Origin of the sequence: Stieleria neptunia (genome assembly GCF_007754155.1) — a bacterium.
Classification (GTDB): domain Bacteria; phylum Planctomycetota; class Planctomycetia; order Pirellulales; family Pirellulaceae; genus Stieleria; species Stieleria neptunia.
Genome location: NZ_CP037423.1, coordinates 3,489,613 through 3,508,040, shown reverse-complemented (window position 1 = coordinate 3,508,040; position 18,428 = coordinate 3,489,613). Strand labels below are relative to the sequence as shown.

The following is an 18,428-nucleotide window of genomic DNA, read 5'->3' as shown; positions in this document are numbered from 1 at the left end:
TCTAGGCGGCGAACCAAGTGTCGGCCCAACGCCGCATGGCCGGTCGGAGGAATGATTTCAGGTCAATGATTCGGGTGACGCGTTGTTGGATCACCAAGTGCCTTGCGGCGGCCGCCCGGCCACCTTCGGGTTCGGCGTGGACCGGCTGGTTGTGCAAAATGTCTAAGATTTTTTTCACCACGATCCCCGCGACGCGGTCGCCGTCTCGAAAGACAACCGTATGCAACGGAGAATCGGCACCGACCTGCAGGGAGTTCGAATCGACGAGTTGACATTCCAGCGCCCCGTCGATCGAGAACAGCGGAATGGTTTGGCCGCGGTATTGAACGACATGGAAGTCACCGAGTCGTTCAACATCCGATGTCGCGAATTTCTCCAGCCGTGCGACCGACGACAACGGGATCGCGGCGCGTGATCCGTCCCCCAAATCGACGATCAACAGCGATTCGCTGGATGATTCCTGTGAATGCCATGGGGGCAGTGTGACCGGCACGTTGCGTTCCGCCTGCCCACCGGTGATGCCGCCGGTCTGGGCCAATCCGATCAGATCCAAGATCAAGCAGATTTTCCCATCGCCCATGATGGTCGCGCCGGCGTAGACGGGAATCTCTTTGAAATGCGAGCCGAGCGGCTTGATGACAATCTCCTGCGTGTCGGTGATCTCATCGACGACCAGACCGAATTGGCGACCGTCCGCATGGAGCACGACGATGTTCAGGTCCGACGGCGGATCGCCACGCCGCCGCGGCGGGTGGAGGCCCAGTTGTTCATCCAGATAAATCAGCGGCAACAACTGTTCGCGAAGCCGGAATAACGGTGCATCGTGAATGTATTCGATTTCCTGGTGCGCCCGCAGGCTGTCGATGTGAACGAGTTCGAGCAGACTGACTTGCGGAATCGCGTACCGATCCCCTTCGGTCGTGACCAGCAGCACCGGAATGATGGCCAACGTCAGCGGGATCTTGATTCGTAGCGTCGTGCCCAGCCCGAGCGTGCTGTGAATCTCCAAGCTTCCGCCGATGCATTCAATGTTTGTCTTGACGACATCCATCCCGACCCCGCGGCCGGAAACGTTCGTCACCGCAGCGGCGGTGGAGAACCCCGGCAACAGGATCAGATGGGTCAGGTCAGTTTCGCTGAGTGTGGACGCCTGTTGATTGGAGAGGATTCCCCGTTCGATGGCTTTGGCGCGGATGATGTTGGTGTCGATCCCTCCCCCATCATCGTTGATCTCGATGATCATCTGACCGCCCTCGTGAAACGCGTTCAGACGCAGCAGGCCGCGCGGTGGTTTTCCGCAGGCGATGCGACGCTCGGGCAGTTCGATGCCGTGATCGACCACGTTGCGGACGATGTGGGTCAACGGATCCTTGATCGCTTCCAAGACCGTCTTGTCGACCTCCGTCTCTTCACCTTCCATGCGGACGTCGACCTGCTTGCCGCGGGAAGCGGCGAGGTCACGAACCAGGCGAGGCAGTTTCCCCCACGCGTTGCGGATCGGCTGCATCCGCGTCTTCATGACGCCTTCTTGCAGTTCGCTGGTGATCTGGTTGAGACGCTGTGCCGCGGCGTGCAACGGGGCGTCGTCGGTGGATCGACTGAATTGAACGATCTGGTTTCGCGCGAGTACCAGTTCGCCGACTAGATTGACCAGTTTGTCCAACAGTTCGACGTCCAGGCGAACCGAAGCATCGACGAGCGAGGCTTCGTTTTTGCTGACAGCGGGTGCTTCTTTCCAATCGGAACGGGCTTGCACCGCTGCTGCTTGCTCCGCTGCTGCTTGCTCCGCTGCTACTTGCTCCGCTGCTGCTTGCTCCGCTGCTGCTTGCACGGGACGCAACGATTCGGCGGCGTCGTGGCGGTCTGGCAAAGTCGCTTCGTCCGCCGATCCCCTGCCGCTCGTGTCGGGGTTCCCCGCCGACGTCCCGGCATCGGTCCGGGTCGCGGTCGGCACGGTCGATTCGGTCGCGGCGGGAGTTGTCGAGTCATCCGCGGCGAGCTGATCCGCCGATGGCGTTGCCGGTTGCGTTGCCGGTTGCGTTGCCGGTTGCGTTGCCGGTTGCGTTGCCGGTTGCGTCCGTACGGCTTCCAGTCGGGCGACCAGCGCGTCGTAGTTGTCATCGCCTTCGCCTTGGCCGGATTCGACTTGCCGCAGCATCGCACGAATCGCATCGACCATGTCCAGCAGGGTGTCGGCGATCGGGCGGGTGAGCTTCAGTTCGCCGTCGCGGAGCGGGACCAGCAGATTTTCGCCGACGTGGGTGACGCGTTCCAGTTTGGGCAGCGCGAGAAATCCGCAGGTTCCCTTGATGGTATGAACGGTGCGAAAAATACTGCCCAGCCGCTGTTGATCGTCCGGCGTGTCTTCCAGGGCGAGCAGATCATCATCAAGCTTGTCGAGATTCTCGTAGCTTTCGACGAGGAATTCCTTGATGATGTCTTCGAAACCGTCCACAAAAAGATCTCCGGGTATGACCCACCACCGGGCAATATCGGAGAACTTTGTGTCCCGCGTTTTTATACGTCATCGCCCCCGATTCAATGGTTGTCATCGAGGGGCGGGCGAAACACTTGCCAACGGATTGGTAAATCTGTGCGAGCGATTGGGAAGCGGTGTCGACGGCGCCGCCTTTCGCGCTTGGGGACATGGCGACGATTACGTGGCCGGGTCCGTTTGCAGCGGATTGACCAGCGCGAGCACGGCGTCCCCCGGCTCGGGGTTGGCATCGTCATCGGTGGTGACAAGCTTCAGCGTCATCCTCTCGCTGTTCTGAGACGTTTTGTCGGCGATGATGGCCAGGACATATTGCTCGGCATACAGATTCTGAAAGTCCTGGAAGGTGAATTCGTCACTGATCGCGGTGGTTTTGAATTCAAATCCCTGTGCGACCAGTTGGCTGATTCGGGAGTGGGTCAGGGTGGTGTCAAAGAGTTCGCGCCCCATCAGGTGCCGCGTCATCCCGCGGGGATTTTCTGACTTGAAGGTCAACTGGTACGTCTTGGCCCGTCCGAAGACGGATCGGCACTCGCGGACGGCCAGGCTGTTGACTTCGTCGTTGGGCGTCATGGCCAGCATGTGACCGATTCCCGAAAGCGAAATCTCGTCCCGGGCGTGTTCGTTCATGATATTGGCACAAACCGCTTCCAGCCCCTCGAGTTTCGCTTTGGTGACTTTGCGATAGTTGGTATCGATCATGACGACGGGACACCCCGCTTTCTTCACTTCCAACGCAAACCGAATCACCCACTCGTCGGCGCCCGCGATCAACACGCCGTTTCGGTTGGGATCGGACAACCCGAGCGCCTGGGCGATCGGCGAAGCCAACAGGCCATAGAAGGCCACGGTGCTGATGATGACAAGGAACGTGATGATGGCCAGTTGATCGGCACCGGCCAATTCGATTTCGGCGGTCTGCTCGATCCGCAGCGCAAAAATACTGCTGACCGCGGCGGCAACGATGCCACGCGGGGCGAGCATCGCGATAAACGTCTGCTCGCGAAAATTCAGACCGCTGCCGAGCAAGGCCACGAAGACACTCAGCGGGCGGACCAAAACGATCAACAGGGCGACGAACAGCAAGCCCGACCAGCCGACCTGTCCGACCGCGGTGATGTCGACCCGCGAACCCAGCACGATGAACAAACAACCGATCAGCAACGTCCGCAGGTTCTCTTTGAATTCGATGATGTGTTCGATATCAAATTCATGCTGATTGGTCAGCCAGATCCCCAGCACGGTGACGGTGATCAGCCCGGACTCGTGAGCGAAATGGTCGCTGACGGCGAACAACAACAGGGCGGTCGTCAGCGACACGACGCCGTGCAGGTGATCGGGAATCATGTAGCGGCGGATCCCCTGGGTGAGTCCCCAGCCGCCTGCGGCGCCCAAGACGGCGCCGACCAACACGGTCCACCCCAACAGCATCACTCCGTGCCCCACGTCGGCTTGCCCCGGATGAAGCAATAAAATCTCAAACACCAAGACGGCCAACACGGCGCCGATCGGGTCGATCACGATGCCTTCCCATTTCAACGTGTTGGCAACGCGTCGACTCGGTTTGACCTGTTGCAGCAGGGGCCCGATCACCGTCGGACCGGTGACGACCAGGATCGCGCCGAGCAGGGCGCTGAGCCGCCAGGTGAAGTCGAAACAGAAGTGGGCCGCGATGGTGGCGGCCGTCGCGGTCAGCGCGGCGCCGAGGGTGCAGAGGCGGAACGCGGGCGAACCCGCCTCGCGGAGCTCGCTCAATTTCAGCGATAAACCGCCCTCGAGCATGATCACGGCGACGGCCAGCGAGACCAGCGGAAACAGGATGCGGGGCCCGGTGATGGTCGGATCACCGCTGACCAGTTCGGCCAACAGATCGTCCGGACGGGACAACCCGCCGACGGCGACCCCGATCAACAACAGCAGCAGGATCCCGGGCAGGTTGGTGCGCCAGGCGATCCACTGGGCGGCGACCGCCAGGGCAGGAATCAACGCCAGGTAGAATAAAAAATCCATCAGCCGTCCGTCCATCCGCAGTCAGCGGGATCGTGTGTGGAGCGCCGGGTCGCGTGGGCGCCGGATCAATCGTTCGGTGCGATCCTTCAGATCGCTTCCCGCATCGTTTCGACTACGGCATCATCGTGTTGGTCGTGAACCTGGTTGGCCACCGGCAATTCCGGCAATTCTTTCACCGTCGGGCGGCGCCGGCGGCGGGTCTTCTTGGGCACCAGATGGCGGAGGGTTTCGAGTTTGCCGAAACAGAGCAGACGATCGCCGGCTTGCAGTTCGCGGTCGCCGCGGGGGTTGGGGATCACCGCGGCATCGCGATACAGCGTCAGCACGTTGACGTGATTGTCCATCAGCCCGCTGCTGGCGATCGTCGAACCGATCATGTCGGCGCCCTCGGGGATGCTGATTTCGGTCACCCCGTATCCGCGACTGACCGTCAGCCGCTGCCGCAGATCGATTTCGGGGAAATCGACGTGCGAGGCGATGTGGTCGACGATCGCGCCGGCGATGTCCAATTGGGTGCAGCGTTCGATGCCCTCGAGTCCCGGTGAGGAGTTGATTTCCATGATCTGGGGACCGTCGCGGCCTTCCAACATGTCGACTCCGGCCACACGCAGCCCCATGATTTGGGTGGCCCGCAACGCCGTATTGCGATACACCTCGTCCAATTCGATCGCTTCGGTCACCCCGCCGCGATGAACGTTGCTGCGAAATTCGTGCCCCTGGGCGACACGCCGCATCGCCGCGATCACTTGATCGCCGACGACAAAGGCACGAATGTCGCGGCCCTTGCTTTCGGCGACAAACTTTTGAATCAGCACGTTTTGGTTTTGACTTTGCAGCAGTTCGACAATCGTCTCGGCCGATTGAATCGTTTCGGCCAACAACACCCCGATCCCCTGCGTTCCCTCGAGCAGCTTGATGATCACCGGTGCGCCGCCGACACGCTCAATGGCGGGAAACACGTCACGCTTATCGCGCACAAAGGTGGTGCGGGGGATTCCGATTTGATGCCGGCTGAGGATCTGCAGGCTGCGGAGTTTGTCGCGTGAACTGGCGATGCCGGCAGAACTGTTGGCCGAGAACACGTTCATCTGTTCGAACTGGCGAACGACCGCGGTCCCGTAATAGGTGATCGAGGCGCCGATGCGGGGCAGAATCGCATCGTAATCGCTGAGATGTTTGCGGCGGAAATACAGATCCGGTGCGCCGCGTTCCAAGTCGATGGCGAACTTCAAGGTATCGAGCACCTTGACCTTGTGGCCACGTTGATCCGCCGCCTCGCGCAATCGACGCGTGCTGTAGGCGCGCGGACTGCAAGAAAGGATTCCGAGTTTCATGAAACCAGTGCTGGTGGTGTGAGTGTGGAAAGGGGCCGACGCCCGGTCGAGTCGGGCGACATGAAAATCGGAGTGCTTCCGAGTGACGGGACGCTGTGTCGAAGGTTGCGGTGTCGAAGGATGCGGTGGGTCAGGGGTGCCGTTTTCGCTTCTTCGGGATCCCTCCACGGTAGGACTTTCCCGGGTCGATCAAGAACCGTCGACGAAACGCTTCGCGGCCGAGCAGCATGCGAAACCCCATCTGGTTGCGGTCGGCCAAGGTCAGCTCGATGTCGAATTGTTGGCCCATCAACCGCACCGTCGTTTTGACCACCGGACGGACTTCGGATTGGCCACTTGAACTACGGATCGCACGCATGTCGATCACTGGAGCGGTTGATTCGACCTCCCAGGTTTCGTTTCGCTGCACCGGGTTCACTTTGAATCGCGCCCATTGCCCGTCGTCTTGTTCAAACACTTCGATGTCGAACGCGTGCAACGACGAAGAGCGCGCCCCGGTATCGATTTTGGCTTTGATAAACTTGATGCCCAAATCGGGCAGGGCAATCCATTCGCGCCAACCAATGATCGGCAGGCTGGTTTTGTCGGTCATCAACTTTGCATCAACAGAACGGGTGTGGTCATCGGCGCGGCAGGGTTGGTCACTATGCGGGGTTGGTCACTATGCGGGGTTGGTCACTGTGCGGGGTTGGTCACTGTGCGGGTCTTCGCAGTGCTACGGAACGCAGTGCAACGGAACATTGACAGATTCGCACATTTCATCGGGATCGTCCCTTCAGTGCAAGAGAAGCTGGGGGGATTCCGCCCGGGGTCGGAGCCCGCATTGTGTCACGCCGTCGGCCGCGCCGGAGCGTGTTTTTGGAATTTCCGGACTTGATCTCAAGATTGGAATGAATGTTGCGTTTCGATTGCCGATAAGCCATTATCGGATTCTTCTCTCAATCGGAAGCGAGATCACAAATGAGCACGATCATCCCACAAGCGGCGTCTAACGGCCAGCCATCTCCCCAGATCGTCATTTCGACGGTTCACGGGTTGCTGTTCACGGTCCCCGTGGAGCTGTTAAACAGTCTAAATAACGGGCGAGTTTCGAACGAATTGCCGACTTCCGCAGCAGCCTCGAACGGCCGCAGCGTGCGGGAAACTCGATAGTCGTTTGACGGCACCGAGAATCGGTAAACTCGTCATTTCCTGACACTTGGTCCGGCCGTCACCGTCTGGGATGGCCGTGCGTCACCGCAGCTGCATTCCGAAATCGAGTTCCCCATCGAGCCGCCCGGGAATTGGGGTCGGACCGTCTGCAGGACGCTGCGGGGGCTCTGCAGCCTCTTGCGGTAGGCTTGCCGGTGCCTCCGAACCGCGAGCACCCGAACCGCGAGCACCCGAACCGCGTGTCTCCGAACCGCGTGTCTCCGAACCGGGCGTGACGGCAGCGGGCGGGTCGATGGGGACGATCGATTCCACCATCGGCGCGGTGAAATTGGGCAGATCGGTGGGGGCGACGCGTGGGTCACAGCAAGCGACTTGCCGCTTGCAACAACGGTCGCATGTTTTACCGCCGAGCAGCGAACCGGTGAGTTCTTCGCACAGCGATTGCCGGGAGACGAAGATTCGATCGCCGGGTTTCAAGTGGTAGTTCGTCGTCGTATCACCGAGCTGTGTGATCGACCGATAACAGACCGGAAGGGTGACGCGACAGGAAGTCGGTTCGGTCGGCCGTGCCAGCAACAGATCACAGGCCGACGCCCGCGCGGTCAATCCGCCGGCTTCCATGATCGCGTCCAACACGGTTTCGTGGCCGGTCAACGCGTAGGCTCCCGGCGAATTGACTTCACCAATCACGTAATAGCGGTGAATCGGCTGGATCAATCGGACGTTGACGCGTGTCGATTCATGGGTGGTGTCGGAGATCAGACGCTGGATCGCGGCTTCGGCTTGTTCGAGCGTTTTGCTGGCCACCACGACGCGGCCGAATCGCGCCAGGTCGATCGTGCCGTCGGCGAGGACGCGTTGATCGGCGGGCAATCGGAAATCGGCATCACTGTCGACCGTTTCGATCAGTAATTCATCCCCGGGCTGAAGGTAGTGCGCCACTTGGACTTCTTTGGCCAGTTCACGGGGGACGTCCAGGTTGGTTGGCGTTTGCGCCAAAACCGCCTTGGTGTCGTCGGTCATGACGTGTGCGACCGGGTACGTTGAAAACCCCAGCGCGCTGCACCCGGCCAGTAGTGGCAACAGTGCGATTTGGAAAACGAACGGAATTTTAGGTTGCGTCGTGGTCATATCCAGAGCATCGGCACGACCGGTCACCTCAGCGTCGCAGAAACGGACGAGGCGTTACAGCTTCACCACCCGTTATTGATTGCCCCGGCGGGACTAGTGCTTCAACCACCTTTCGTTCTCGGGCTGCGTTTGATCAGCGGAAAAGGGGTCAGGCACCCTCAGTTTAAAAGTAGACGAAGCACTAGTCGAACAGCACGGAGTCCGCGATGACCAGCCCGAAAGCTTCTTGAAGGGCGAAGCGGCGCACATTGGCTCGCAGCGTTTCGCCGGTCATCAGCCGGATCACCGGGTCTCGCGTCGGGCCGACCATCTGAATCACGATCGTTCGATCGCTCAACAGACGGTTGACCGATCCGATCGGCACGATGTCGGTCAGCGTTTGCGTGCCGAGTTTCTGCAGCAAGAAGTTTTGACCCTGGAAATTCCCCGTGGAGATCACGGTGTCGATGTCCAGTCGTCGGTTGAGCAAGCCGACCTTGCCGGTGGCCGTCACGTTGACACGATCGGACGTCATGGCGACCGACTCGAGCAACATGTTTCCGTTCCGGATCCGACCGATCGCTTCGCCTTGTTCAAATCGCACGCCGACCAATGAGGTCGCCCCCAGCAGCGAGCCGGCCGAGGACAGGCCGGGCACGGCGGTCGCGTCGGTTCCGCCGAGTTGCATGCGGAACTGGCCTTCCAAGTCCCTGGCGTCTTTGATGTTGCGGCCCTCGAGGCGGAAGTCGCCGGTCAAATCACCGCGGCCGATCGTGCTGGTCCCCACGTAGGTGTCGAGCAACGATTCAAAATCGACGTGGTTGATACGCCAATCGCTGCGAAGGTGCGTTCCCCCCTGTCCCGCTCCGGGGGAACGGAAAGCCATGTTGCCGGTCACCCGCCCACCGGCCAAGGTGGAACGAATCATCGGAAAGCTTGCCCGCCAGACCAAGGGAGAAACCGAGACGGTCACTTCCAATGGGCTGTAGGCGTCACCGACGGGAATCCCGAACGTGGTACCTTTCTCGACGTTCGCCGAACCGGAGATCCGCACGGAATCGAAAATCCCCTCTCCGCGTCCGGCCAGCGAGGCGCGACCGGAAACCCGACCGCCGACCCAGTCGCCCGCTTGGCGGTGAATCGGCAACAGCAATCGGCTGCCGTCGGCTCGGGTCAGCCGGGCGGTCAATAACTTCGTGCCGTTGCCCAGCGACCATTGGCCGTCGACTTCCAACTGGCCGCCGGCGTAGGTGCCGCGAGCCGATTTGATCTGCACAGATCGGTTGGAGAGATCGGCATCGATTCGTAATGTGCGGGCGATCAAGACGCCGTCTGCGGTCAAGCCGTCCAACCGCAACGCGACGTCGGCCGACGGGGAATCGACGGTCAGGTTGATCGGTGTGACCGCCAAGCTCACGCGTCCGCCAAACCGGGGCTGGCTGGACATGGCCAGGTCCAGGATCCGTCGCAGCGAAAGCGTTTTGAATTCGAATTCGCTGAACCGCAATCTGCCAGGGATCTGGTCCCAACGGGTCGTCGTCTCCAACGCCGCGGCGGACCGGATGCTGACGGTCCCGCCCAGCAGGGTTCCATCCACGGACAAATCCAACGCGTCGGGTTGCACTTGCAGATGGACGTCGCACTGGCCGACCGTTTCCTCGCCGATTTTCAGCGCGTTGAGGTTGATCGTCAGATTGCCGCGGTGGTCAGTCGGTTGCAGGACTTTGGCGGCCGGGACGGTCCACTGGACGTCGCCGGACGTTTGCAACGACAGTTTGGGGCGGCGTGGCAACGATCCAATCGGAAGAGTGAATTCGGGATTGATGTGATCCCATTGCAGATCCAGCGAATGGTCGAGTTGTGTGTTGCGGGCGAATTGTCCCGAGCCGCGGACCGTGCCGCCGAACAGGTTTCCGGACAGGTTGCTGAATCGGGCAAACCGGTCGGTCGCGTCAAAATCGGTCTCCAGCGACTCAATGATCAGATCGGATTGCAGCTCGGCTTGCGGTGGCGTGTCGGTCGGGGGACGAGATGCAGTGCGCGGAGCCAGGGAAAGGTGATCGCGGGTCAGACGGATGTCGTGTTCCAGCAATCCGAGCTGCACGCCGCCGACCGCCAACGCGGGTGACGCAATGCTCAGCTCGACGTCCAGGGCGTTGAGGGTCCCCGCCGGACCGATCTCACCGACCATCTTGCCTTTCGCATCGAGTTTGCCCATGACGATCGATTCGGCGTCGGCAAGGACCAGACCGAACAGTTGATCCAAGGGCATGTCGTTGGCCGAGAGATTCGATTCGAATTGCGTGGAGTCATCGAAACGGAGCTTGGCATCGGCGCTGACGAAAAAGTCCGGGCGATCGGCTGATTCGATTCGCAAATGGGGCAGCAAGAGTTCGCGTTGTTTCCAACTGAATGTTTTGGCAGCCAGATTGAATCCGATCGACGGGCCGCGGCGCACGTCTTTGGCCGCGAAATCGCCTTCGACCGTCAACTGTTCCGGCTGATTGAGCTGGTCGACTTGCCCCCGCACCGAAACGTTTGCCGTGACCGAGCCTTGGGGAACACCGTCGGCCGCGTCAAACCCCAAACGGGAAAACAACGTGGCGACCGGGCCGATGCGGAGGTTGGCGGTTTTGACATCGGCGCTGAAACTGCCCCGCGGCAACAACTCGGCCGAAGCGGAACCGACAATCGAACCGGCGGTGGGCACCGCGTTGCCGCCGCCATCGAGTTGTTCGACCGCCCGCAACGTCTCCAGATCCAAGCGGCCATCGGCATACGTCACCTCGGCGCGAAACACGTCAAAACGCATCTGGTCGGCGACCAGGTCGCGGATCGAAAGCGATCCTTCCAGACGATAGGCCTTGCCCGTGCGGAGGGCATTGAGCGGAACGCCGACTTCGAATTCCACCGTCGCCAGACCGTCGACTTGGATCGGCAGCCCCAGGCCGATCGTCCGCAGCTTCTTGGCCAAGTCGCCGACGGCGATGTCTTGGAGCGACCAGTTGGTGGTCCAGTAGCGATAGGGGCTTTGAACCGGCGGGGTCGCAGCAGGCTGGGCAGGCGCCGGTTGGGCGGGCGCCGGCTGGGCAGGCGCTGGCTGGGCGGGCGCAGCCTGTTGGGCCTGAAGGGGCGACGCCGTGGTCGCACCGATCAGGATGGCAGCGATCAGAAGCGCAGCGATCAGAACAGGGGGCATGGTGGTTTCGTTGCGGATCATCATTTCGGGATACTCAATCGCCATTGTGTTGGCTAGGCCAATCCAACCGGGACACTTGTGCGTGACCGCACACCCGAGACGTATTGTCGCAGCGTCCTGGCTACTATTCCATGGCGACAACCGTGCGACATCGCAACCTCGAGGCATTTCGAAATTTCGAAAGCCCAGGGGGAATGCCCAGCGGGAAAGCCCAGCGACTCGACGGGACGCCCTCATCAACTCGGTGCAGACCGTTGCCGACGGCACGGAGATTGCTCGCACGAAATCATGGAAAAACGGTTCGTCGGCACTGGCGTTCGAACCCTGTGTAAAACTTGAGCCAAAGGGATTTGACGATGACACGATCGACCATTTTACTTCTGTTCGCATTGTTACCGGCGGTCAGCTGGGGGGCAGAGCCCCAGGCTCCATCGAAAACCCAGGGTGCCGCGGATCCGGTCCAGCAGGCCGAGGCGGAGACGGAGACCGACGCGACGACGATGAGCGTCTGGATGGAGAAGAAGCTGAAGCATTCCCAGGCGATCCTGCGGGGGTTGGCGATGGGAGACTTTGAGGACGTGAAATACAACGCCGGCCGCTTGAAATTGCTCAATCGTGTCGAGGGGTTTGTCCGTCGTCGGCATCCCAGTTACCGCGTGCATGTCAACACGTTCAGCCGGGTCAGTTCGGAAATCGAGCGCCAAGCCGAAAAAAAGAACATCGAAGGGGCGACGCTGGCGTTCAACCAATTGACCGTCAGCTGTGTCGAATGCCACAAGTCGCTGCGAAACGACGAGGCGGCGGACGCCGAATCGCCGGGGCTCGACCAGTTGGGCGCGGAGGACGAGCAATAGCAACGGGATGCGCACCCCCCCCAATGGGAGCAGAACGGCGCGAGCGGGCTGTTTGATTGAGTGAGCCGTGACACGTAAGCAGCCGGGCATTCTGGCGCCTGGCCGAGGCCTGGCGTCCTGCCGCTCACCATTGTGGAACCGGGGATTCATTCGGTTTCGGCCGGGCCGAGCACTCGCCGGATGATTGACCACCCGACGAGCAGACGAGGGAACGGACGAACGCGACGCATTGGCACACTTTTCCTGCCGGAGTGATTTCGCCCTGCTCGGGCATCGCGGTGCGGTGTTCGGCACCAATTTTGCAGCCCTTGCTGACGCGGTTTCTCGGGTTTCATTCCGAGCGTGGGATCACGCACCAACGTGGGAGAATTCGATGGGCACCAAAAGGACCTCTGAGCTCTGCCAGCTGTTCGAGGATTGGAAGGCGGAAGACCGCAAGCTTGCCGGGTGTGTGGATGAAATCCGTGACTGGATGTCGGAAGTCAATCAATTGGGGGTTCCCCATTTCGGCGAGACCGCGTCGCGGTTGCAGCCGTTGCGAGAGTGCTTGTTGCAGCATTTTGACCGCGAAGACGAGATGTTGGCGAAGCTGGAGACGATGTATCCCGATGCGTCGCCGGAAGTCAGTGCGTTCAAGCGACAGACGGCTGCGGATCACCGGTTGCTGCTGACCCGGTTGGACGAATTGCACGTCCGACTCAAGCAGGTCGATCCTCCGTTCAAGACATGGACCGACGCGATGGATGAAGTCGATGTCTTTTTTGAAACGATGGACCAGCACGAACGCAGCGAAGCCGATCGTGTGGGTATGTTGATGCCGGGGCAGTGTGACGCAGACGATGGTTTAATCGGCTGACCGCAATCGTCTCATTTTTCGAAAACCGATCCGAGTGTTGGGAGAGCCAGACGATGATTTCAGAATCCACACGCGGATTGCGCGTGGCCGACGTGATGTCGGGTCGAGTGAAGTCGGTGACGGCGGAGACGCCGACCGGCAAGGTGCTGGAGATCATGGAGGACAATCATGTGCACGCCTTGCCGGTCGTCGAACACGACCAGTGTGTGGGGATCGTCACGGCGACCGACTTGGTGCGGCTGATTCGCGAGACCAACGCGGCGCTGCGGAGCGGTTACCCGCACTATGAAGATTGCTTGTGGGCGGTTGATTTGGCCCATCGAAAGTTGGATCAACAACCGGTCCGCGAGATCATGAGTGTTTCGGTGGAGAAGGTTTCGCCACAGACGTCACTGTGCGACGCGGCCAAACGTCTTTCCAGCTGTGCCCGTCATCATCTGGTCGTCGAAGAGGACGGTAAACTGGTCGGATTTCTCTCGTCCTGGGACGTCGCCGCGGCGTTCTGTTAGGGGGCAGCGACGTCCGGTCTTTGTTAGCGGCAGGGCGCGAGCCCTCCGGTCTTGCAAGGTGTGATTGAACCGCCACCGGACGGCTCGCGCCGTTCCGCTAACACCTTCTGTGACATCGGGCAGACACCACAGGGGTCGCAAGCTGGAAGCTTACGCCACTTGGCGGTTGCGTGGCGCGATCAATGATTTCGGAGATCGAGCGTGGCGAGTTTGATTTTGTTTTCGCGCATGTAGCTGTGGCAATCGACGCAGCGGACGGTCAGGGAGACATAGGCCAGTGCGGCGCGATGGATGTCTTTGGCGTCGGCTGCTTTTTCAATCGACGTGCACGCTCGGCGAAAGTCGTCACTCTGTTTGCGGTATTCCTCGGTTTGGACCACGTTCCAGCCGGCTTCCATGCTCAACAAGCGAAGCGAGCGTGCGTTGCTGGCGATCTTGTCGAACTGTTCCAGCGTAAGCCCCTCCAGGATGTTTTTGGCCCGATCGAGTTTACGCCGCATCAGCGGGGCAATTTTGTCTGGGGCCAAGCGGTCGCCGCCGGCGGGATCTTGGGCGACGGCGGGCGAGGCGTGAAAGGATTGCATCGCGACGGCGGCGATGAGAGCGAACAGGAGGGCGGTGGCGCGGCGCATCGGTTTTTCCATCAGTCGGGAGAGAATCAAGGTTGGTCAACGTCAGTCTTCATCGCGAGCGGTCAGTCTTCATCGCGGGCTGGCAGGGTCGATTCGATTTCATCCAACACCCGTTGTTCGGCGGGGCAGATTTTCTCGACCCCCAGGACACCGCCGGAGGCCATGGCGACTTCCTTGGCTTGTTCGAGCAACCGGGCGCGAAGTTTGTTCGCGGTTTCGGCCGGCAAGTCTTGGTGGACCGCCGCGGCGTATTCCTTCCACAGATGCCACATTTCGCGCGGGGGCCGCCGTTGCAGCCACTGTTCGAGCAGTCGGAAGGCGAGCGGATTGGAGCTGACCCCGCGTCGCAACGCGGCACTCATCACCCCTTTGCGTTCTTCCGGCGTGACCGACCCGCTGGCCCAGGCGACGAAAACGATCGGCGTCAGCGTCATCGCGGCGATGTTCGAGGCGTCGAAGCCGGCTTCGATCAGGTGATTGGCCACTTGTTCGTCACGCACCCCGGTCGCCTTGGTCAGCTCGGCCAAACGTTCGGCGCGTTCGCTCTTCTCACGAAGTTTCTTCAAGAGTTCTTGGTCGACCCGCTGAAAGTATTGGTCTTCCAACGCCTGTCCACGTCGGTGAAGATTGTCCCGTTCGATCATTTTCCTTTCCCTTCGGTTGCGGGGCGTATAAGTTCGGCCTCGGATTCAAATTGGCTGTATTGCAAACGCGGTGCCGATCGCGGTGTGATCAGGGGCAGTTTTGGACAGGACTTGCTGGGAAAGACACGAATCGCATCGTCGGCGTGGCAGCCGCCGAATTGGACCGGCTCGGGTCGGACGTGACCTGGCGTTTTGCCTGTGCGATCCGGCGCGCCGGATCACGCAGCTGTGCGTCTGGGCACGAATTCCGGTTTTTTGGATGCGGCAAACCGTCACGTCTGGTGTGCGTTTCGCGGCGTTTCGCCGCTGTAGGGTCCAGATTTGGATTTAACACTCCGCCTTCGGCACCAAATTTGTTAAACAGCGGGCTTGTCGCGGTCGTCCCCGTTAAGGCCGCATGGAAATCACTGACCAAGAATGAACGCCGCTGATGGACACGCATGTCGCGAATCAATCGGAGCAACCCGATGCAACAGATGGGACCACGACACAACGCACGACCGTACTGGAGTCATTTAGCTATGACGACGGGATCGTGCGGCTGTTTGCGACGGCGACCATCGTCTGGGCGTTGGTCGCCACGTTGGTCGGCTTGGTCGTCGCGTTATTGTTGGTGATGCCGACGCTGACCGGCGGGCTGCCCTGGTTTTCCTTCGGGCGACTGCGGCCGTTGCACACCAACGCGGCGATCTTCGCCTTTGCCGGCAACGCGATATTCGCGGCCGTCTACTACAGCACCCAGCGTTTGTGCAAGGCCCGGATGTGGAGCGACACGCTCAGTCGGCTGCACTTTTGGGGTTGGCAATTGATCATCGTGGCGGCCGCGGTGACGCTTCCGTTGGGGATCACGCAATCCAGGGAGTACGCCGAGCTGGAATGGCCGATCGACATCCTGATCGCCGTGGTTTGGCTGCTGATCTTTGGCGGCAACTTTCTGATGACGCTGATCAACCGCCGCGAGCGACACATGTATGTGGCGTTGTGGTTCTACATCGCGACGATTGTCACCGTCGCGGTCTTGCACGTGTTCAACAATTTGGTCGTGCCGGCCGGACTGTTCAAAGGCTACAGCGTTTACGCCGGTGTTCAGGACGCGTTCATGCAGTGGTGGTACGGCCACAACGCGGTGGCGTTTTTCCTGACGACGCCGTTCTTGGGGCTGATGTATTATTTCCTACCCAAGGCGGCCGATCGACCGGTTTTCAGTTACCGATTGAGCATCATTCACTTTTGGTCGCTGGTCTTCATCTACATCTGGGCGGGCCCCCACCACCTGCATTACACGGCGTTGCCGGAGTGGGCCAGCACGTTGGGGATGTTGTTCAGTTTGATGCTCTGGATGCCCAGCTGGGGCGGGATGATCAACGGTTTGTTGACCCTGCGCGGGGCCTGGCACAAGGTCGCCGCCGATCCGGTGCTGAAATTCTTCGTCGTCGGCGTGACCTTTTACGGCATGTCGACCTTCGAAGGCCCGATGTTGTCGATCAAGTCGGTCAACTCGCTCAGCCACTATACCGACTGGACGATCGCACACGTGCACTCCGGCGCCCTCGGTTGGAACGGTTTCATGTCCTTCGGCATGCTGTATTGGCTGTTGCCGCGGATTTTCCAGACCAAGATTTGGAGCAACAAGCTGGTCAGCCTGCACTTCTGGACGGGCACGATCGGAATTCTGTTGTACATCATTCCGATTTACGCCGCCGGGCTGATGCAAGGCCTGATGTGGCGAGCGATGGATGAGACCGGAAATCTGCAATACCCGGACTTCATCGAAACGGTCCAGTCGATCGTTCCGCTGTGGTGGCTGCGGGTCCTCGGCGGTGCGTTGTACGTCGGCGGCGTCGTGATGCTGTGCATCAACGCATTGTTCACCTGGTTCGGTCGACCGGACAGCTACGACGTGCCGGTCTACTCGGCACCTCGGCTGACGGACGACTACCAAGATGAACCGAAGCCGAAAAGCGACATGGATGACGTGCCGATGCTGGACACGGCGAAAAGCTTGAGTGTTTGGGCCAAGATGGGTTGGCACCGCCGCTGGGAGCGTTTGCCGGTCAAGTTCACGATTCTGACGACGCTGGCGGTGGTGATCGCGACCCTGTTCGAGTTGGTCCCGACGTTCTTGATTCGATCCAACGTGCCGACAATCGCGACGGTCAAACCTTACACGCCGCTGGAGCTTGCCGGACGTCACATCTTTGTGTCCGAAGGCTGTTACAACTGTCATTCACAGATGATTCGCCCGATCGTTGCGGAAACCAAACGCTATGGGGAATACAGCAAACCCGGCGAGTTCATCTATGACCGTCCGTTCCAGTGGGGCAGCCGTCGAATCGGTCCCGACTTGGCGCGTGAAGGCGGGCGTCAGAGCAGTTTCTGGCACTGGCGGCACTTCGAAAATCCGGAATATGTCTCCCCCGGTTCGGTGATGCCCAGCTACGAGCATCTGTTGACCGCGGAAATGAATTACGACGGCATCGCACCGCACGTCAAAGCGGCCTGGCAATTGGGCGCACCGTACTCGGACGAAGAACTAAACAACACGGCCGAAGTCGCTTACAAGCAAGCCGAGAAGGTTGCCGCGGACATCGTCGCGCAGGGCGGACCGGCAAGCACGATGGATACCCAGGCGGTGGCTTTGATCGCTTATCTGCAACGGATCGGGATCGACTTGTTCGCGACCCCGGAACCCACTGCGGACGAAAATGCCGGTGATGCGGCAGCCGCAGCAGCGGTCGAAACTTCGGAGAGTGCCGAAGCGGCGCCGGCTTCCGAAGCAACGCCCGCGGAAGCCGAATCTGACCCAGCCCCCGAAACCGAGTGACCCACTGTTAGTGTTGTTCAAGCCATGATCAAAGACTTAGTTTCCTTCATCGACTATTCCGCCTGTGCCGAGGTTGCCTTGGCACTGTTTGTGGGCACATTTTTCCTGATCTTTTTCGGCGCGTTTCGGCTCAGCAAAAACGCCACGGAGAAGTTTGCCGCCATTCCGTTAAGCGATCGAATCGAGGACCCGCGCAGTGAGTGAAGCACCAAAGACCGACCACGCCTACGACGGCATCGAAGAGTACGACAATCCGTTGCCGGGTTGGTGGAAATGGTTGTTTATCGCGTCGATCGTTTTCAGCCCGTTTTATTGGGTGTACTACCACAACGGGGCGAAAGGCAGATCGGTGGAAGATCAGTACGGAGTCGCGTTGGCGGAGAACACGCGATTGCAATTTGCCGAGATCGGAGACTTGAAATTGGACGGTCCGACGATCGCCAAATTCATGGCCAAAGAAAGTTGGGTCAAGGTCGGCGAGTCGGTGTTTCGTGCCAATTGCGTGTCCTGTCACGGCCGCGAGGGGGAAGGCAAAGTCGGCCCGAACTTGACGGACGAAGCGTACAAGAACGTCGCGGTGTTGGGTGACATCGGCAAAGTCATCAACAACGGAGCCGGCAACGGGGCGATGCCCAAGTGGTCCAACCGTCTGCACATCAATGAGATCGTGTTGGTGTCGGCGTATGTGGCCAATCTGCGGGGACAAAACGTGGAAGGCGGTCGGCCGGCCGAAGGACGCGAAATCCCGCCGTGGCCGGAACCGGTCGTCGAGGAAGAACCGGCCGCAGATGAGGAGGCGAAGTCTTAGGA

Annotated in this window: 14 protein-coding genes; 6 read left to right on the top strand and 8 right to left on the bottom strand. The window is 60.3% G+C overall.

Annotated features, from left to right (window positions below; all coding sequences use genetic code 11):
* Nucleotide 1: 1 nt before the first annotated feature.
* From Enr13x_RS37915 to Enr13x_RS12185, 6 genes are all read right to left on the bottom strand, one after another.
* Nucleotides 2-2,455: a chemotaxis protein CheA gene (locus Enr13x_RS37915; RefSeq protein WP_197455976.1), complete on the bottom strand. Its 2,454-nt coding sequence runs from the start codon at nucleotides 2,453-2,455 to the stop codon at nucleotides 2-4.
* Between the two features lie 201 nt (nucleotides 2,456-2,656).
* Nucleotides 2,657-4,504 carry a cation:proton antiporter gene (locus tag Enr13x_RS12205; protein ID WP_145386368.1) on the bottom strand — a complete coding sequence of 616 codons (1,848 nt, stop codon included), beginning with the start codon at nucleotides 4,502-4,504 and terminating at the stop codon, nucleotides 2,657-2,659.
* 86 nt (nucleotides 4,505-4,590) lie between these two features.
* Nucleotides 4,591-5,838 (bottom strand): RimK family alpha-L-glutamate ligase, encoded by a 1,248-nt coding sequence (locus tag Enr13x_RS12200; protein ID WP_145386366.1) that lies wholly within the window; start codon nucleotides 5,836-5,838, stop codon nucleotides 4,591-4,593.
* Nucleotides 5,839-5,968: 130 nt separating this feature from the next.
* On the bottom strand, nucleotides 5,969-6,430 hold the full coding sequence (locus tag Enr13x_RS12195; RefSeq protein WP_145386364.1) for an ATP-dependent zinc protease family protein: 462 nt from the start codon (nucleotides 6,428-6,430) through the stop codon (nucleotides 5,969-5,971).
* 641 nt (nucleotides 6,431-7,071) lie between these two features.
* Nucleotides 7,072-8,121, bottom strand: coding sequence for a polysaccharide biosynthesis/export family protein (locus tag Enr13x_RS12190; RefSeq protein WP_145386362.1), 1,050 nt, complete (start codon nucleotides 8,119-8,121; stop codon nucleotides 7,072-7,074).
* A gap of 181 nt (nucleotides 8,122-8,302) precedes the next feature.
* Nucleotides 8,303-11,344: an AsmA-like C-terminal region-containing protein gene (locus tag Enr13x_RS12185; RefSeq protein ID WP_145386360.1), complete on the bottom strand. Its 3,042-nt coding sequence runs from the start codon at nucleotides 11,342-11,344 to the stop codon at nucleotides 8,303-8,305.
* A 311-nt stretch (nucleotides 11,345-11,655) separates the two neighbouring features.
* Here Enr13x_RS12185 and Enr13x_RS12180 point away from each other — a divergent pair, with 311 nt between their 5' ends.
* The 3 genes from Enr13x_RS12180 to Enr13x_RS12170 all read left to right on the top strand — a co-directional run bounded on the left by Enr13x_RS12180 (nucleotide 11,656) and on the right by Enr13x_RS12170 (nucleotide 13,518).
* The gene (locus Enr13x_RS12180) at nucleotides 11,656-12,153 is read left to right on the top strand and encodes a hypothetical protein (RefSeq protein WP_145386358.1); all 498 of its coding nucleotides are present in this window, start codon (nucleotides 11,656-11,658) and stop codon (nucleotides 12,151-12,153) included.
* A gap of 373 nt (nucleotides 12,154-12,526) precedes the next feature.
* Nucleotides 12,527-13,009, top strand: a complete 483-nt coding sequence (locus Enr13x_RS12175) for a hemerythrin domain-containing protein (RefSeq protein WP_145386356.1) — start codon at nucleotides 12,527-12,529, stop codon at nucleotides 13,007-13,009.
* A 53-nt stretch (nucleotides 13,010-13,062) separates the two neighbouring features.
* Complete coding sequence (locus Enr13x_RS12170; protein ID WP_145386354.1) at nucleotides 13,063-13,518, top strand: CBS domain-containing protein; 456 nt, start codon at nucleotides 13,063-13,065, stop codon at nucleotides 13,516-13,518.
* 179 nt (nucleotides 13,519-13,697) lie between these two features.
* Here the strand turns inward: Enr13x_RS12170 and Enr13x_RS12165 are convergent, their stop codons facing one another.
* Together Enr13x_RS12165 and Enr13x_RS12160 are read right to left on the bottom strand one after the other, a co-directional pair.
* Nucleotides 13,698-14,180, bottom strand: a complete 483-nt coding sequence (locus Enr13x_RS12165; RefSeq protein ID WP_231744234.1) for a hypothetical protein — start codon at nucleotides 14,178-14,180, stop codon at nucleotides 13,698-13,700.
* A 32-nt stretch (nucleotides 14,181-14,212) separates the two neighbouring features.
* Nucleotides 14,213-14,794 carry a hypothetical protein gene (locus Enr13x_RS12160; protein ID WP_145386352.1) on the bottom strand — a complete coding sequence of 194 codons (582 nt, stop codon included), beginning with the start codon at nucleotides 14,792-14,794 and terminating at the stop codon, nucleotides 14,213-14,215.
* A 430-nt stretch (nucleotides 14,795-15,224) separates the two neighbouring features.
* On the opposite strand from Enr13x_RS12160, the gene ccoN reads away from it, so the two are divergent.
* Genes ccoN through Enr13x_RS12145 form a run of 3 tightly spaced genes read left to right on the top strand, consistent with a single transcriptional unit; the run spans nucleotide 15,225 to nucleotide 18,426 of the window.
* Nucleotides 15,225-17,618 (top strand): cytochrome-c oxidase, cbb3-type subunit I, encoded by a 2,394-nt coding sequence (gene ccoN / locus Enr13x_RS12155; RefSeq protein WP_145386350.1) that lies wholly within the window; start codon nucleotides 15,225-15,227, stop codon nucleotides 17,616-17,618.
* 24 nt (nucleotides 17,619-17,642) lie between these two features.
* Nucleotides 17,643-17,822 carry a hypothetical protein gene (locus Enr13x_RS12150; protein ID WP_095739512.1) on the top strand — a complete coding sequence of 60 codons (180 nt, stop codon included), beginning with the start codon at nucleotides 17,643-17,645 and terminating at the stop codon, nucleotides 17,820-17,822.
* Nucleotides 17,815-18,426: a cbb3-type cytochrome c oxidase N-terminal domain-containing protein gene (locus tag Enr13x_RS12145; RefSeq protein WP_145386348.1), complete on the top strand. Its 612-nt coding sequence runs from the start codon at nucleotides 17,815-17,817 to the stop codon at nucleotides 18,424-18,426. Before Enr13x_RS12150 ends, Enr13x_RS12145 begins: the two co-directional genes overlap by 8 nt.
* Nucleotides 18,427-18,428: the final 2 nt, after the last annotated feature.

What these genes read in the sequence shown, in the direction of transcription:
- Enr13x_RS12205 (WP_145386368.1), bottom strand. Translation starts at nt 4,504, where the DNA reads ATGGATTTTTTATTCTACCTGGCGTTGATTCCTGCCCTGGCGGTCGCC.
- Enr13x_RS12200 (WP_145386366.1), bottom strand. Translation starts at nt 5,838, where the DNA reads ATGAAACTCGGAATCCTTTCTTGCAGTCCGCGCGCCTACAGCACGCGT.
- Enr13x_RS12195 (WP_145386364.1), bottom strand. Translation starts at nt 6,430, where the DNA reads ATGACCGACAAAACCAGCCTGCCGATCATTGGTTGGCGCGAATGGATT.
- Enr13x_RS12190 (WP_145386362.1), bottom strand. Translation starts at nt 8,121, where the DNA reads ATGACCACGACGCAACCTAAAATTCCGTTCGTTTTCCAAATCGCACTG.
- Enr13x_RS12185 (WP_145386360.1), bottom strand. Translation starts at nt 11,344, where the DNA reads ATGGCGATTGAGTATCCCGAAATGATGATCCGCAACGAAACCACCATG.
- Enr13x_RS12180 (WP_145386358.1), top strand. Translation starts at nt 11,656, where the DNA reads ATGACACGATCGACCATTTTACTTCTGTTCGCATTGTTACCGGCGGTC.
- Enr13x_RS12175 (WP_145386356.1), top strand. Translation starts at nt 12,527, where the DNA reads ATGGGCACCAAAAGGACCTCTGAGCTCTGCCAGCTGTTCGAGGATTGG.
- Enr13x_RS12170 (WP_145386354.1), top strand. Translation starts at nt 13,063, where the DNA reads ATGATTTCAGAATCCACACGCGGATTGCGCGTGGCCGACGTGATGTCG.
- Enr13x_RS12160 (WP_145386352.1), bottom strand. Translation starts at nt 14,794, where the DNA reads ATGATCGAACGGGACAATCTTCACCGACGTGGACAGGCGTTGGAAGAC.
- ccoN (WP_145386350.1), top strand. Translation starts at nt 15,225, where the DNA reads ATGGACACGCATGTCGCGAATCAATCGGAGCAACCCGATGCAACAGAT.
- Enr13x_RS12150 (WP_095739512.1), top strand. Translation starts at nt 17,643, where the DNA reads ATGATCAAAGACTTAGTTTCCTTCATCGACTATTCCGCCTGTGCCGAG.